This is a genomic window from Mycoplasmopsis mucosicanis (assembly GCF_006546935.1).
Lineage (GTDB): Bacteria > Bacillota_I > Bacilli_A > Mycoplasmatales > Metamycoplasmataceae > Mycoplasmopsis > Mycoplasmopsis mucosicanis.
Genome location: NZ_SMDN01000006.1, coordinates 16706 through 33621 on the forward strand (window position 1 = coordinate 16706; position 16916 = coordinate 33621).

Genomic DNA, 16916 nt, shown 5'->3' on the forward strand with positions numbered 1-16916 from the left:
TATGAAAAAAATATTAACAGTTAATGCAGGTAGTTCAAGTTTAAAATGAGCTTTATATTCATACACCAAAATGGAACTGATTGCAAAAGGTATTTGCGAAAGAATAAATTTAGATGGCAATATTATTGTTAAAACAGGTAACAAAATCTATGAAAATAAAGTAGATCTGCCTAACCACACAGTTGCAGTTAAAGAACTTATGCAAATGTGAGAAAAACACAGTATTGTTCACGATTTTCATGAAATTGTGGTAATTGGTTTTAGAACTCCTTATGCAGGACATAAATTTTTATCACCTGTAATTTATAATGAAGAAGTAAAATTAGGTATTGAAGAGGCTGCAAAATTCATTCCTATTCATGCGCCAGCAACTCTTCATGCAATTGAAGCATTTGAAGCAAATATGCCAGATGTTACAAAAGTAATTTGTCAAGATACTGCATTCCACACAACTCTTCCAGATGTAAATAGAATTTTTCCTATCAACAAAGAATGAGCAGAAAAATTTCACATTTATAAATTTGGTTACCATGGTTTAAGTCATGATTATGTAACCACAAAGATGGAAAAAATACTCAACAAAAGAAAAATTAACATTGTTATTGCTCATCTAGGTTCTGGATCATCTGTTTGTGTTGTTAAAGAGTCAGAATCATATGACATTTCTGTTGGTTTTAGTTCATACGATGGTCTAATGATGGGGACTCGTCCTGGTGGAATTGACCCTGGAATCGTTGACTATTTGGTTCGTGTAGAAGGCCAAAATATTCAAGAAGTTCAAGACATGATGGTTAAAAAATCAGGACTTTTAGGTGTATCAGGAATATCTAACGATATCCGAGATTTGCATCCTTTTTACAATAAAGATAAGTCAGCAAAATTAGCAATTGATCTCTATGTATCAAAAGCAGTCGATTATATAGCAGCATATTTAAATAAAATTGGTGAAAGAATAGATGCTCTTGTATTTACTGCCGGAATTGGTGAAAATGACGTTGTTATTAGAGATATGATTGTTAAAAATCTAAAGGCTTTTGATGTTAAATTATCAGGTCCAAAGAACTCTCAATTCTATGATGACTACTTATTAATTTCAACACCAGGTTCAAAATTTCCAATTTATAAATTAAGAACTGATGAAGAAGTTGTTATTGCTAGATATGCAAAAGACTTAGTATCATTGAAGTAATTTTTTTACCTAAACACACAAATTTCAATACTTTAAGGAAAAAACATTTTTTTACGAAAAAATGTTTTTTTGTATAATTGTCCCTATGGAAACACAAACAAAGAAATCATCTTGACAAAAATTACATAACTTTTTTGAAATTATTCTTATTAGAACTGATTCGTTTGAACACATCGAAAAGAGGCATCACAAGTTTGCTAAAATTTCAAGAACATTCTACACACTACTTTTAGTTGTTATCTATACAATTTCACTCTCAACACTTGTTTTATCACCTGAATTCTTACAAAGATTTCCTAAATTCAAGGTCTGATTCTCTATTAATGAGTATCTTGTTATTGTTATGGCTTGCGTTGATTTATTTTTATGACTTGTTGTCTCATACAAAAAACCAAAGCCATGACTTAACTTACTAAAGTTCCCGATAACTTTTCATGGAATACTAGTAATCTTAATTTTTCTACCATCATTAAACCAAATTTTAATATTAAGTGGTTTTAAAAACGAGTTATTCTTCAACCTTAGATACTTAGTTTTAATACGTATCGTGAGGCTTGTCATATTACTTAGACACTTTAGACCATTCAAAGCATTATTTAATGTTTTTCAAAAAGAAAGAGTTGTCCTTTTCTACACATTCTTATTTATTATCATCATCATTTTAGTCTTCTCGGTAATTTTTTATAGTGAAGAACTTGTAAATGTTGCGCCAATTGATAAACCACCTGTTTATGTGTTTATCCCTAAAGAAGGTCAAACAGAGGCAGATGGCAATCAATTCTTTAAGGCTGTTTATTTTGCAACTATTACAATGACTACAATTGGTTATGGAGATTTAGTTCCTGCAACAACAGTTGGTAAAGCAATGGTTATGGTTCTATCTATTTTAGGTATTGCAGTGTTTGCAATTCCAAGTGGTATTATCGTTGGTGGATTTATCAACGAATTAAAAAGCCAACTTAAAAAAGATAATTTTGAGGAAGAAGTTCAAGAAGAAATTGAAGAATTAAGAAGAACTTACAAACCTAAAAAGAGTTCAAATAGTACTCAAAAACGTGTAAATAAGGAAAATAAAGACACGTCTGATACAAAAGAAATAAGGACTGCAACCTCATCAGATTCAAAAGTAATTAAACCAGCCAAAACCACAATTAAAGCTTAATAAAAAATAAACTTATGCTAAACGCATAAGTTTTTTGTGTCTTACTAAGATGTTTGGTTTTTAATATTTTCAATTCTTGAAAAAGCTAATTGATAATATTTTTTATCAATTTCTACACCTATAAATCTACGATTATGTAATAATGCTGCTACACCAGTTGTACCACTTCCCATAAACGGATCTAGAATTAAATCATTTTTGTTTGTGTGTATTTGAATAATTTGTTCAAGTATTTTAAGACTTTTTTGTGTTGGATGTATTGTTCGCTCTTTGCCACTTACTACACTAGATTCAAATAGCGAACGTAAATATGGAACTGAATTAGGTTTATTAAATGTTCATTTTGAACCTTTTTTTACACCTCAAATCGCAAACTCCATATCTTGTACATACCTTCTTTCAACATTACGGGGCATTGGATTTGTTTTTTTTCATATTATGATGTCTTTAACATCAATTCCATTTTCCTTCAACTCATTTATGATAAAACTTATATACAAGTAAGAGCAAAATATTACTATTGAGCCATTTTTTTTAAGAAGTTTAACATAATCCTTAATTCAGCCAGTCACATTAAAGTTGTTATCTCAAGCACCAAAATCAACACCAGTACGATTTGATAGTGTATTAAAGTTATTAATTTTGGAAATATTATATGGTGGATCAGTTATGATTGCATCAACATATAACTTTTCAAAAGACAATTGATGAACAAGTGAATATGAGTTGTCATTAATTAATTTATAATTTCTATCAACAATTTCATTTTCTGCATAGTATTTTAAAATTTGCTTACCTATTGCTTTAGCAAGTAAAGGCGGAACTGCATTACCTATCTGTTTACATACGCTTGTTTTATTACCATAAAAAATAAAACAATCAGGGAACGATTGAATTCTAGCAGCCTCTCGAGCAGTGATTGCTCGATTTAAAAAAGGATGTGAATTTCTACCATTAGAAGGTGTATCAAAACGTGTATCAATTGTAGGACTTTGTTGATTTCAAATTAATCTTGATCAAGTCGTTGAAAATTTTTGCTTACCGTGTAATTCAATTGGTAAAGAACTTTTATCACCTTCAGGTGGAATCATTTTAAGTTTGCTTATTGCTAAATCTGAATGTTTTGTTGCTTGGTGATTGAATAATTGTTCAGAATTATTTCGCATTAATTGTTGATAAATTGTTTTTGCCTCATTAGTATAATCTGCTTGAAATTTACCTTCTCCACTTTCGAGATATGATAAATCACTAATTGCATCATAAACAGTTGTTGCTTTTTCTTTTAATACTGGAATTGGAATACTTTTAGATTTAGAACCAATTATTATTGCGCGCTCTCTATTCTGTGGTACTCCTGCATTTTTAGCATTCACAATACCGTAATTAACAATGTATCCTAACTTAGTAAATTTTTCTTTTATTTCATTTATGAAAAATCCATCGCAAGAATTAATTAAGTTTTTAACATTTTCAATAATAAAAATCTCTGGTTTAATTTCTGAAACTAAATTAAAAAATTCAATAAACAAAAAATTACGTTTATCTGAAAGACCTAAATTTTTACCTTTGAGAGAAAAACCTTGACAAGGCGGACCACCGATAATCATATTTACACCAGTTTTAATTGACTCTTCAATTACGTTTTTTTTAACATTATCATCGGTTAGATCACCTTGAATTGTAATGGCGTCTTTAAAATTTTGTTGGAAAGTCATAAGAGCATTTGCATCAAAATCAACACCTATTACGGTTTTGAATTTTTTATTCATCTCTAATCCATAACTAAAGCCACCCGCACCACAAAATAAATCAAGAATTTTAAAAACCATAACACTCCATTTGAGGTAATAATAATTTATACCTCAAATTATAGCACTTTATAATATGTACTATATAAAAAGGAGACAATTATGAGAAGATATATAAGTTTATCAAAATTTTTATCTACTGAAATAGATCCTTTTTTACTTGGTGCATTTTTAAGTAGAACTATACCTGAAAAAATTGACGATAAGTCATATTTTTACACTTATTCTGAGTTCAAGTCTTCTAAATTTGTGCCTATTAATGAATTTAATTTTTTAGACTATGCGAAGCACTACGAAGCAAATCTTAATAATTGATCACAATCAGAAAATTGAGAAATACACTCAAAAACAAAAAGCAAAATTAACATTCGTTTTTATTTAAATAATGACCTTAATATTACTAAGCACGACTTTATGCTGCAATTAAATAAAAAACTTTTAACTTCTGACTGATTTAATGATGAAAATATTAACGAAGACAAAAAGAAATTCCTGCGCGCTTTTCTTGAATTAAGAGGTAGCGTCGATAACAATCGAAATTTTATTAGCATCGACTATTTTTCTGATAACCTATTTGAATTAAAAAGAATGATTAAACTTATAGATAAGAATTTTTTACCGCTTAAATACATTAATTTCAATACAAGAGAATTACAAAAACAATACGTTGAATCTATTAGTTTAAGAAATACACAATTACGTGTAAATTCATTGTTTTATGCAAATGAAATTGGTTTTATCAATAAATATAAAGCATTAATTTTTAGCAAAAATCCTAAATTTAAAGATAGTGTAGATTTTGTAACTGTTGATAATGTAATGTTTTTTGAGGTCGACGTGCCGAATGTGAAATTAAGTTCAACTCGTTTAATTAATGTATTAAATTTTTATACAGACTATATATTTCAAAAGAATCTGACACGGGCTAATGTGAATGAATTCAGAAATATACTCGGATTTGACAAACACAAAAATGCAATAAGAAGAAATGCATCGCTAATAAAAATGTTTAAAGAAATGGCACCAAAAAAATGTTTTTCTTGTGGAATTGAAGAAACTTTTGATAATCGACAGGGTGAACAATATTTTGAAATTCACCATGTTATACCTTTTAAACATGGAGTTGAAAATGATGACATCGATAATTTAGCCAGACTTTGTGTGCAATGTCATCAGATTTTAAAAAAAGGTGTTGGTTCGAGAGAAGTTCAGTTAGAAATTATTAAAAAACTCCTTGCAAATCAAAATATATTTGATTTTTGTTCAACATCTTTAGAAGACACCAACATTGATACACTTGCTGAAAAAATATTAAATTTGCTTGCTTAGGTAATCTTTAATTTTTATTCAAACTAATTGATATCTCAATGTGAACTCACACTATCTTAATAACACATTTATACGCTTTTTTATTTTTATTCACAGTTCAATAAATAAAGACTGCAACCTCATTAGATTCAAAAGTAATTAAACCAACCAAAACCTCAATTAAGGCTTAATAAAAAATAAACTTATGCTGAACGCATAAGTTTTTTTGATGAATTACATATGGTGCCGATTATGAGGATCGAACTCATGGCTGCTGGTTACGAGTCAGCTGCTTTACCACTAAGCGAAACCGGCATAAAAACAATTAAATTGTTTTTAAAAGAATAGTTTGTTTTTTACCTTTATTAAAAATAGCATATTGGCCTTCAAAGTGTTGAGGAATGTATAATGAATCTTCCACAATTGTTTGACCATCTACTTTTAGAGCTTTATTTTGAATAAACTCTCTAGCTTCTCGTTTTGATAAAATATGTTTTGTTTCTATCAGTTTTTCAATAATATTTGCATTTTTTTCAATTTCGACAACTGGTAAATAGTCTGATAGTTTAGCTATCTCATTAACATTTAGACTAGTAGCATCAAAAGTCTTATCGAACAAAATTTTTGTTACATTAACTGAATTTTTTGCTTCATCTTCGCCAAAAAGATCACTTACAATTGCATAAGCCAACATTGATTGAGCATATCTTTGTTTTGTGTCTTGAACATGTTTATTCATAATTTGATTAATTTCTTCAGTTGTGAAAAAACTTAGTCACTTCAAAAGTTTCTCAACTACCAAATCAGATTGATTAAATAAATACTGATACATTTGGAAAGGCGAGGCCATTTTTTTATCAAGTCATAATGCACCACCACCAGTACTTTTACCTATTTTTTTGCCATTTTCATCAGTTAATAAATCAATAGTTATTCCAACTGCTTTTGAATTTATATCACCAACAACACTTGAAATCATATCAAGACCAGTAGTTATGTTTCCTCATTGATCACTTCCACCAATTTGCACTTTGACATTGAAATTTTGATAAAGTTTTAAAAAATCATAACCTTGGAGTAATTGGTAACTAAATTCAGTAAAAGAAAGTCCTCTGCTGATACGTGATGAAACAGAATCTTTAGCTAACATATAAGAAATATTTACAAGTTTTCCTGCATCTCGCAAAAATTCAAGAACATTCATATTTTTGTAAAAATCATAATTATCAATAACTTCTAAACCTTGTGATTCAAGTTGTGCTTTTATTTTGCTTTTATTGATATTTACCTGCTCATTATCAAGCAAAATTCTTTCAGAATCTTTGAATGAAGGATCACCAATCATACCAGTAGCACCACCAATAAGTGCATAAACTTTATAACCAGCATGCTTAAATCTTTTTAATACACTAATGATAATGTAATTTCCTAGGTGAAGACTTTGCGCAGTAGGATCAAAGCCAGCATAAATAGCAATTTCTGAAGGTTTAAAAGTATTGAACTTGTCTTCATTACTAATTTGTTTTAGAATTCCTCTTTGTTTTAGTTCATTAATAATATTCATTATTCACCTCTTATATTTGTGTAATTAGTTCAGGAAAAATAGCATCGATATTTTTACCAATATACTCATTTTTGAGTGTTATTGGTAAATTTTTCAATACATCGTTTTCAAATAAATCAGTATATTTATCTAATTTCAATGAAGCAGCTGAACAAAGCATTCCTTCGCTTTTAACATTCATTACTTCACCGAGTTTAATTACTTGAGCATCAGGAGTTATTGAGCCTGGTAAATAAAATGCCAAAATTTTATCAGGTGTTGTATAAAGAGTATTCGTTACGATTTGGCATTTGAATGATTTAAAATCAACATCTAAAACATATAGTTTTTCTGATTTAGGGTGCTTGTTTCTTGCAACAATTCTACCGACACAAATATTTGCGTTTTTATTGAAAATTAAGTGGTTTTCGTCTTTTGCTCGTATACTTTTTTCCACTGTATCTACAATATTTTTGTGTGCAATTGTTCATACTCTTTTGTCTTTAATGAAATCAACTTTATCAACCAAAATAATTGATGAAACTATGTTTGATGAAGCATTAAAATTAACAACCAAGTCAAATTCCTTTGAATCGAATTTTTTTATTGCATCTGCTTCAATTGATGAATCATATATGAGTTCATAAGTGTTATTAAATTCTAAATCATAATTAAGTAATATATTCATAAATTTAATTATACTAATTTTGATTAAATAACAAAAAAAGACGCAAGTGCGTCTTTTAAATATTGAATTATTTTTTAGCTTTATCTAATTCAAGTTTTAAGTGAGCTGAACGAGCTGCTTCTCAAACAATTTCATTAAATGTAGGGTGAGGGTGAGTTGTATATGTAATGTCTGAAACTGTTAATTTGTGTTCCATTGCTAAGCCAATTTCAGCAATATAATCTGTTGAATTTGCACCAATAATTGTTGCACCAACAATTAAGCCACTTTCATGGTCAACAACTAATTTACAGAACCCTGCAGTATCTTTTGTAGCAATACCTTTTCCTAAGTAACCAAAAGCATATTTAGCAGCAAACACATTCATACCTAATTCTTTTGCTCTATCTTCAGTAATACCAATTGTTGAAATTTCTGGATGAGTGTAGATGCAACCAGGTGTTGGTTTGTTAAGAAGATATTTAACATCGTGACCTAAAATGTGAGCAACTGCTGTTAAAGCGTGTTCATATGCAACGTGAGCCAACATATTTTGAGCAGTTAAATCACCAATTGCATACACACGTTCAACATTAGTTCTTAAGTATTCATCAACCAATACTTCTTGTCTTTGTCCAATTTCAACACCTGTTTTTTCAAGGTTTTGTGAGTTAGGAATACGTCCTACAGCAATTAAATAAAGATCTGATTTAACTGATTTTTTCTCACCGTTTACTTCATAAACAAGTTCTTTTTGGTCATTAAATTCAGTTGTTGAGGCATTGCAAATAACTTCAATACCTCTTGCTTTAAAGTGTTTTGTTATTTCTTTAACTGCATCTTTATCAATACCAGGAAGAATTCCGTCTGTGTTTTGAATTACAGTAACTTTTGATCCTGAAGCAGCAAACATTTGAGCAAATTCAGTACCAACAACACCACCACCAACGATTGTAATTGATTTAGGTAGTTCTTTGTCTCAATTGATTGCTTCACGTGAAGTAATTACTGTAAAGTCTTTATAAGCTTGTTCAAAACCTGTAAGTTTATCAAGTTTACGTGCACGACTACCCATAGCCATAATAATGTTAGTTCCTTGGTAAACTTTTCCATTAACTTTAACAACGTGTGAAGCTAGTCATTCTGCTTCACCTTCTTCGATAGCAACTTTGCTACCTTTCATAAGCATTTTTACACCACCTGAAATTTGTTTAACAACAGCAGCTTTTCTTTCGTGCATTTTTTTTCAGGTTTCATCGTAATCTATTTTTAAATCAGCGAAGTTCGCAACAACACCAAATCCAGCAGCTTCTTTAATTGTGTCAATAACATGTGTTGAAGCTAACATTGCTTTAGTAGGAATACATCCAACGTTTAAACAAACACCACCTCAGAATTCTTTTTCAATAATCAATGTTTTTTTACCAGATTTACCTAATTCTTCAGCAGCTAGATATCCTCCAGGACCAGCACCTACAACGATAACATCAAAAGTATCATCAATATGCCCTGTATATTGAGTACCTTTATCACTAAATGGTTTTTTCATAATTCTTTCCCTTCAAACTAAATTTATAAAAATAATTGCATATATTATAAAAAAATAAATTTTATTAGGCACTAAATTTTGTAAATAATTCCATATTTTTCGAAAATGTAAAAAGTTCAATAAAGCGTCTATACTTTATAATTATGTTATGTCGAAAAACAATGTAATAGAAATAAAAATTGAAATCCAAAAAGGATCAAACATAAAATATGAATTTGACCGCGCAGATGGTCAAATTCATGTTGATAGAATTTTGAGAGGAGACTTTGTTTATCCTGCAAACTATGGATTTATACCAAACGCTCTTGATTGAGATGGTGATGAACTAGATGTTTTAGTTTATTCACAAGAAAAATTCATTCCTGGTGTTGTACTTAATGCAAGAATTATTGGTGCGATGAAAATGATTGATTCAGGTGAAACAGACACAAAATTAATTGCAGTACATGCTGATGACTATCGTTTAGACCACATAGAATCATTAGATCAATTACCAGAACCATTTTTAAAAGATGTTGAAACATTTTTCAATAATTACAAAAATTGAAAAAAACCAGGTGCATCAAAAGTTACAGGTTTTGAAGGTCTTAAATGAGCACTAGAAGAACTTGAAGAATGTAAAGATTTAATGAACAAATATGGTTCAATACCTAAAAAAGAATTTATTGAAAAAATGATGAAAGAGCACCCTGAAAAATACGAAATTAATCATAAACAAAAGACTTTTTAAGTCTTTTGTTTTTTTACCAATATACACGTTTTTGAGTACTTTAAAGAATTTAACATTCTTAAAACATATGTTTTTAAGTTGTTAATTTTAACCTACAGCATAATAAAAGATTTATAATTTAATTGTGGATATAATATCCTAGCAGCAATGCAGAAAGGAAGAATTATGACAAAAAATATTAATTTATTAAGAAAGGAAAGTCAACTCAAAATGATGATAGCTCAAATTGTTACTACTGAGTTAACAAATGTCAATATCATCAACCCAACTGTAGTTGATTGCGAACTTTCAGCAGATTCTTCGCATGCTAAAGTGTTTGTAACTTTTAGTGAAAAATCACACGAGGGACTTGAAGCAATTAGAAATGCAGCAGGTTTTATAAGAAAAACATTAGCTCATTCATTAAATTGAAGAAAAGTTCCAGAAATTCACTTTGAACTAGACACAGTAACTGATAATGCTATGAAAATAAACAAGATTTTAGAGGACATTAAACACGAATAATAATTTTACTTAGTTTAGTATCGCAATAATTTACCAAATATACTCAAATATGAGTATATTGGTCAAAAATAAAACAACTTTTTGCTACACATTTTGACAAAAAGTTGTTTTTTTATTTAATTATTTAATTTCATATTTTTTGAGTATTGCTTCAACATCCATTTCGAGTAAATCATCAACTTTTTGTTGAGCTTGCTCAATTATTTTTTCTTCTTTTTCTGTACTTTTTTCATAGCTCACCTCAACTTTATTTATCAAGTTTAAGTCCTGTGAACTATTCACAAAAAACATATCAACAGCATTTTGAACTTTGCATTTTGAAAAACCTTCTTGAGTGCTTGTGATTGAATAATCAGAAATTTTTTCAGTGCTTAGTTCATTATTGTCGTTTTTAACAAAGAATTTTGCTTCAGAAGGACACACTTTTATCTCACTCACAATATATGGTTTTGTTTTAAATTGCTTAAACAAAGGCTTACCTAAATGTTTTTTCGATACTGGCTGAATTGATTCAACTTTTATACGTTTTAGCAATGTTTTTTCAGCAATTAATGCAACTACATCATCATTTTCAACTAATTCAAAAGCACAAATTTTATCATCACCAGATAAAAAACATGACTTAACTCCAGCAGCTTTTAAACCATAGATTTGCATATCATTTTCACTGTATAATGAAGCTAAACCTTTTTCAGTAACAATCAAAATATCTTTATAACCATTCGAAACTTTTGCACCAATGAGTAAATCATTTTTTCTAAGATTCAACGCTGTGTAAGTTTTATTGATTCTAGATACATTGAATTCTTTTAAAGGTACTCTTTTGCCTTGACCTTCTTTTGATAAAAGGACAATAAATGCATTTGATTCAAAATCTTGAGCATTAATTACTGAGACAATTTCTTCACCAGGTTTTAATTCAACAAATTCTGATAAATGAGCCCCATATTCTTTTCACTTGCATTCAGCAATTTTGAAAACAGGTACTATTGCATAATTGCCTAATGAAGTAAAAATCAATAAATTATTCACTGTGCGTACTGAATCATAGAACGAAATCGAATCTTCATCTTTAAGACCAAACGATGCTCAATCATTCGACTCTTTAACTCGACTGCTAAATCTTTTCATGTAGCCAAATCTTGAAACGGTTAAGAAAACCTCTTCATCAACAACTAAATCGGCTGCATCATATTTAATTTTTATTGCTTCTTCAATAATTTCTGTCTTACGTGGTGTTGCAAATTCTTTTTTTATTGCTTTTAATAACTCAATTATTCATTCATCAAATTTTGAAGGGTGTTCAAGCAATATTTCACATTTTTTTATTCATGCTTCTAATTCAGCTTTTTCATCCAAAAATGCTTGCTTATCAGTTCGCGAAAGTCTATAAAGTCTTAATTCAGCAATGGCAGTGGCTTGATTGAGTGTGAATTGAAAATTCTTTATTAAGTTTTCAATAACTCCTTGTTTTCCATTTTCACTTTCTCGAATTACTTTTATAACGGCATCGCTAATTTCACTAACTTTTATAAACCCTTCAACAATTTCTAATCTTGCTCTATATTTTGCCAAATCATACTGTAAAGTCTTTGTTTTTATATCTTTTACATGCATGATATATTGACTTAAAAGTTGTTGTAAATTACACAATTTTGGTGAGTTTTCAACAATTGCAACGTTGTTGATATTGTAATAAATTTGCATCTCAGTTTTTTGCAATAAAAAACTCAAAATTGTGTCTACATTGGCATTTTTATCAAGTGTAATTATGATGCTTATGCCTTCGCGATCAGACATATCCTTAACTTCAAGCAGGCCGTTAATATTTTCATTAGCAATCAATAAATCAATATCGCGAACAAGTTTAGACTTAATAACACCGAAAGGAATTTGAGTAATTTCAATATATTTGTGTTTAGCGTCTTCTTTTATGTCATATTTTGAAACGAGTGTAATTTTGCCTTTACCGATTTCAAATGCGTCTTGTATCCCTCTTGTTCCATAAATTACTCCGCCAGTTGGAAAATCTGGACCTAAAATATGTTTAGAAAGCTCACTTAAATTTATCTCTGGTTTTTTAATTTTTGCTATTGCTGCATCAATAATTTCACCTAGATTATGCGGCGCAATTTCAGTAGCAAAACCACTTGCGATACCTCTAGCACCATTGAGCAATAAATTTGGAATGATTGAAGGTAAAACTGTTGGTTCTTTTTCACTATCGTCAAAGTTTGGAGCATACTTAACAGTGTTTTTTTTCAAGCTACCTAACACATATTCACTGATTTTGGCCAATCTGACCTCAGTATAACGCATTGCTGCTGCAGGGTCATCATCAATACTACCAACATTTCCATGCATCTCAATCAGTGTCATACGCATTTTTCAATCTTGAGCCATTCGAACCATTGCTCCATAAATTGAACTATCGCCATGAGGGTGATATTTACCAATAACATCACCAACTACTCTAGCTGATTTTTTAAATGGTTTTGAATTAAATAAACCTAATTCAGACATTGAATAAAGAATACGGCGTTGAACAGGTTTAAGTCCATCTCGTACATCTGGAAGTGCTCTTTGTTGAATAATATATTTTGAATAACGACTGAATCTATCAGCCATAATTGAATCAATGTTTTCAGCAACTATTTTGTCAACTATTTCATCAATTTTCTTTTTCTTTTTATCATTCATTTAAGCTCCTAATTGATTTGATAATCATCTTCCATACTGAATTCAACATTGGCATTTATTCATTCTTTTCTAGGTTCGGCATTATCACCCATCAATGTTGAAACACGTCGTTCAGCTAAACTTACATCATTAATTTTTACTTGAATCAATGTTCTTGTGGCTGGATTCATAGTTGTTTCTCAAATTTGGTCAGCATTCATCTCACCAAGCCCTTTGTAACGTTGCACTTCTGAATTTTTAAAACCTGGTTGAGATAAAATCTCTTTTAATTCGTTTTCATCTCATGCATAGATGATTTCTTTACGACTTGAAGCAACCTTAAATAAAGGTGGTAAAGCAATATAAACCATACCTGCATCCACAAGTTGTCGCATATGTCTGAAGAAAAATGTAAGCAGCAATATTTGAATGTGAGCACCATCAGTATCGGCATCAGTCATTATTACAACTTTTCCATATTGAGCTTTTTTAATGTCAAAATCTTCACCAACACCAGCACCAATAGTATTGATTATTGTTGCTATTTCTTCATTTTTGAGTATTTCATAAAGTCTTGCTTTTTCTGTATTTAATACTTTACCGCGTAAAGGCAATATTGCTTGATAGTGTCTGTCTCGACCTTTTTTTGCTGTACCACCAGCAGAATCACCCTCAACTAAAAAAAGTTCTTTTTCTGCAGAGATTTTTGATTGTGCAGGTGTTAGTTTTCCTGATAAAATCTGTTTTTCTTTTAAGGCATTCTTAGTTGAACGTGCTTCAGCACGTGCTTTTCGAGCACTTGCTCTTGCTTCGGCAGCTTTTCGTATCTTATCTAGAATTTTTTTAACTAGTGGTTTATGTTCCACAGACCACATTTTTAAGTGTTTTAATGTTATTTCCTCAACAACACTTTTTGCTTCAGGAGTTCCTAATTTATCTTTGGTTTGACTTACAAACTCAAGATATTTTTCAGGTATTTTAACACTTACAATTATTGTCAAACCCTCTCGAATATCATCACCATCAAAAGTATTTTTGCCTTTGATAATTTTTTCATCCATTGCAATCTCATTAAATGTCTTTGTTAGAGCACTTTTTAAACCAATTTCATGAGTTCCACCATCTTTAGTTTTAACATTATTTACAAAACTCAAAATTGTTTCATTATAGCTGTCTGTATATTGAAAACCTACTTCAACATCAATATCTCTTTTGCTTTCTTTAAATGTAAAAACTTCACCGATAGGAGTTTTTGAGTCATTAATAAATTCTACAAACGCGCTTATTCCATTTTCATATTGAAATTCAACACTTTGATCTCTAGTTTCATCAGTAAGTTTGATTTTTAAGCCCGCAATTAAAAAACTGCTTTCTCTAAGCCGTTCTGAAATTTTTTCATAGCTTAATTTAGCTTTTTTAAAGGTTTCATAATTTGGTCAAAACTCAACTTTTGTACCTTTTTTGTTAGTTGTTCCTATTTTTTTGGTTCGTTGTTTGATATCCTCGCCACCATTTTCAAAAATGGTTTCATAAATTGCTCCATCTTTATAGACAGTTGCAACTAATTTATTACTCAATGCATTGACCACTGATGCACCAACACCATGCAGACCACCTGACGTTTTGTATACACTATCATCAAATTTTCCACCTGTGTGTAATTCAGTGAAAACTCTTTCAACTGCAGTTTTACCGCCTTCAGTTTTTCCAACAGGTACTCCACGTCCATTATCTTCAACAATTACTGAACCTTCTTTAGTTAATGTCACCAAAATAACATTAGCATATCCTGCTAATGCTTCATCAATTGAGTTATCAACTATTTCTCAAACTAAATGATGCAGACCATTTACATCAGTACTGCCTATGTACATTCCTGGTCTTTTTCGGACAGCCTCCAAACCTTTTAATTGCTGAATACTGCTTTCGTCATATTTACTCATATTTTAAATATTACTAAATTTAAATATTATTATTAATAAATAAAATACAGTAAATTTAAAAAATGGTATGTAATATTTACAAAAAGTGTATTTTTGTTGATTATTTATCTATAAAAATGCACTTTTTGTGATTTACTCCGAATCTTTAGTTATTTTTATTTTTTTAGCTTTTGAATATATAGACCATATTTGATAATAAAAAAATAAACTCAGTGTGTGAGTTATATGAATGATACGATTAGGAATTCAAACCTCAAGTCCGAAACAAAATGGTATGTAATAATTTAAAAAAATTGACTTTTTGTTGGTTTTTTAATTGAAAAAATGCTTTTTTACAATTTGTTCCGAAACTTTGTGTTATGTAAATTTAGATTTATTGTTGTTTTATTAATTAATTTATAAAAAAGTTATTTGAAACTAATTGCGAATGCTCAAACTTGTTGTATTAGTCTAATCTATTTAATTAAATTATATTTTTGATTGTCTGATAGTTCAACGGTTTTACCAAAAGTACTCAAAAATGTGTGTATTGGTAAAAAAACACAATTATTTTATTAATGTATAATAAAAATATGAAGAAATTTTATATTTGCGGACCAACTGTTTATAATGACCCACACATTGGAAATTTAAGAGCTATCACCGCTTTTGATTTATCTTTAAAAGCAATGCGATTTTTAGGTCAAGAATTCATTTTTGTTCATAATATTACTGATATAGATGACAAAATTATCAACAAAGCTATTGAATGTGGTGTTAGTGAGACCGAAATTGCTACAAAGTACACAAAACAATACTTCGATCTACTTAAAATACTCAATATCGACACTATTACTTATGTTGAAAAAGTAACTGATAATATTGGTGTTATTGATGAATATATTGCAAAATTAGTCAATAATGGTTCAGCATACAGAGATCAAGATAACAATGTTTGATTTGATGTAAAAAAACATTGTGAACAATATGGAGTTGTTTCGGGACAAAAACTTGATAAGATGGTGTTTGAAGAAGAAAGCAATTATAAACATTTTCCAGCAGATTTTGCTCTTTGAAAAAGCACAAAAGTTGGAATAAAATATGACTCTCGTTTTGGACAAGGGCGACCTGGTTGACATACTGAGTGTTGTGCCTTAATAGATAAACACTTTGGTTCAGATGGAGTTGATGTTCATGGTGGTGGAATGGACTTAACATTCCCGCATCACGAAAATGAAAACATTCAACATTTTGCTTTGCATAATCAAAACATAGCAAAAAATTGAATTCGAGTTGGCCAAATCAACCTAAATGGAATAAAGATGTCTAAATCATTAGGTAATGTTATTTTGCCTCAGGAATTTTTCAAAATTCATGGAAGCGAAATTTACAAATTAATGATTTTGACTGCAAAATTTAGCGCTCCAATCAATTTAACTGAAGAATTAATCAACAATCTCAAAGCAATTGAAGCAAAATATAAAAAAGTTATGTTCCAGATTTACTCTAAATTTGGAACAAATCTTGAGCCAAACAATAAACACCAAAATGTATTAAATATGTTTGAAGCATTGTCTAATTATGACTTCGCTAAATACAATTTACTAATAAATGATGAGATAAAACAATTCAACAAAACAAAAAGCATTGAAAATGCATTAAATATCTACACTGTTTTCCACATAATTCATAGACCATTAACTGATATTTCTATATACAAAAATGCGTTAGATCTTTTTGCCCAATGACACTCATTTTTGAGTGTAAAAGACTACTCAAATGCTGATTTATTGCGTGAAAAACTTCAAAAAACTGGACTTTATTAACATTTTTTCAAAATGAAAAAAAATACAAA

Annotated in this window: 12 protein-coding genes and 1 tRNA gene; 6 read left to right on the forward strand and 7 right to left on the reverse strand. The window is 29.6% G+C overall.

What is annotated here, in order from left to right:
* The first annotated feature begins 1 nt into the window (after position 1).
* Both E1I18_RS01940 and E1I18_RS01945 read left to right on the forward strand, forming a co-directional pair.
* Positions 2-1189 (forward strand): acetate/propionate family kinase, encoded by a 1188-nt coding sequence (locus E1I18_RS01940; RefSeq protein ID WP_211334701.1) that lies wholly within the window; start codon positions 2-4, stop codon positions 1187-1189.
* Between the two features lie 85 nt (positions 1190-1274).
* Positions 1275-2351 carry a potassium channel family protein gene (locus E1I18_RS01945; protein WP_170218513.1) on the forward strand — a complete coding sequence of 359 codons (1077 nt, stop codon included), beginning with the start codon at positions 1275-1277 and terminating at the stop codon, positions 2349-2351.
* A 44-nt stretch (positions 2352-2395) separates the two neighbouring features.
* On the opposite strand, the gene dcm is transcribed toward E1I18_RS01945, so the two are convergent.
* Complete coding sequence (gene dcm, locus E1I18_RS01950) at positions 2396-4180, reverse strand: DNA (cytosine-5-)-methyltransferase (protein WP_141483921.1); 1785 nt, start codon at positions 4178-4180, stop codon at positions 2396-2398.
* 81 nt (positions 4181-4261) lie between these two features.
* Between dcm and E1I18_RS01955 the strand changes: the two genes are divergently transcribed.
* Complete coding sequence (locus tag E1I18_RS01955) at positions 4262-5488, forward strand: HNH endonuclease signature motif containing protein (protein WP_141483922.1); 1227 nt, start codon at positions 4262-4264, stop codon at positions 5486-5488.
* Positions 5489-5708: 220 nt separating this feature from the next.
* On the opposite strand, the gene E1I18_RS01960 is transcribed toward E1I18_RS01955, so the two are convergent.
* The 4 genes from E1I18_RS01960 to lpdA form a co-directional block, all read right to left on the reverse strand.
* A tRNA-Thr gene (locus E1I18_RS01960) sits at positions 5709-5782 on the reverse strand.
* A 10-nt stretch (positions 5783-5792) separates the two neighbouring features.
* Positions 5793-7031 carry a tyrosine--tRNA ligase gene (gene tyrS, locus E1I18_RS01965; protein WP_141483923.1) on the reverse strand — a complete coding sequence of 413 codons (1239 nt, stop codon included), beginning with the start codon at positions 7029-7031 and terminating at the stop codon, positions 5793-5795.
* Positions 7032-7041: 10 nt separating this feature from the next.
* Complete coding sequence (gene tapR / locus E1I18_RS01970; protein WP_141483924.1) at positions 7042-7698, reverse strand: TyrS-associated PheT N-terminal domain-related protein TapR; 657 nt, start codon at positions 7696-7698, stop codon at positions 7042-7044.
* 67 nt (positions 7699-7765) lie between these two features.
* Positions 7766-9226, reverse strand: a complete 1461-nt coding sequence (gene lpdA / locus E1I18_RS01975) for a dihydrolipoyl dehydrogenase (RefSeq protein ID WP_141483925.1) — start codon at positions 9224-9226, stop codon at positions 7766-7768.
* A 148-nt stretch (positions 9227-9374) separates the two neighbouring features.
* Between lpdA and E1I18_RS01980 the strand changes: the two genes are divergently transcribed.
* Positions 9375-9956 (forward strand): inorganic diphosphatase, encoded by a 582-nt coding sequence (locus E1I18_RS01980; RefSeq protein WP_141483926.1) that lies wholly within the window; start codon positions 9375-9377, stop codon positions 9954-9956.
* A gap of 165 nt (positions 9957-10121) precedes the next feature.
* Positions 10122-10460, forward strand: a complete 339-nt coding sequence (rbfA, locus tag E1I18_RS01985) for a 30S ribosome-binding factor RbfA (RefSeq protein ID WP_141483927.1) — start codon at positions 10122-10124, stop codon at positions 10458-10460.
* 120 nt (positions 10461-10580) lie between these two features.
* Here rbfA and parC read toward each other — a convergent pair whose 3' ends face one another.
* Together parC and parE are read right to left on the reverse strand one after the other, a co-directional pair.
* Complete coding sequence (parC, locus tag E1I18_RS01990) at positions 10581-13160, reverse strand: DNA topoisomerase IV subunit A (protein WP_141483928.1); 2580 nt, start codon at positions 13158-13160, stop codon at positions 10581-10583.
* An 8-nt stretch (positions 13161-13168) separates the two neighbouring features.
* Complete coding sequence (gene parE, locus E1I18_RS01995) at positions 13169-15082, reverse strand: DNA topoisomerase IV subunit B (RefSeq protein WP_141483929.1); 1914 nt, start codon at positions 15080-15082, stop codon at positions 13169-13171.
* Between the two features lie 572 nt (positions 15083-15654).
* Between parE and E1I18_RS02000 the strand changes: the two genes are divergently transcribed.
* The gene (locus tag E1I18_RS02000; protein ID WP_141483930.1) at positions 15655-16887 is read left to right on the forward strand and encodes a class I tRNA ligase family protein; all 1233 of its coding nucleotides are present in this window, start codon (positions 15655-15657) and stop codon (positions 16885-16887) included.
* The last annotated feature ends 29 nt before the right edge of the window (positions 16888-16916 follow it).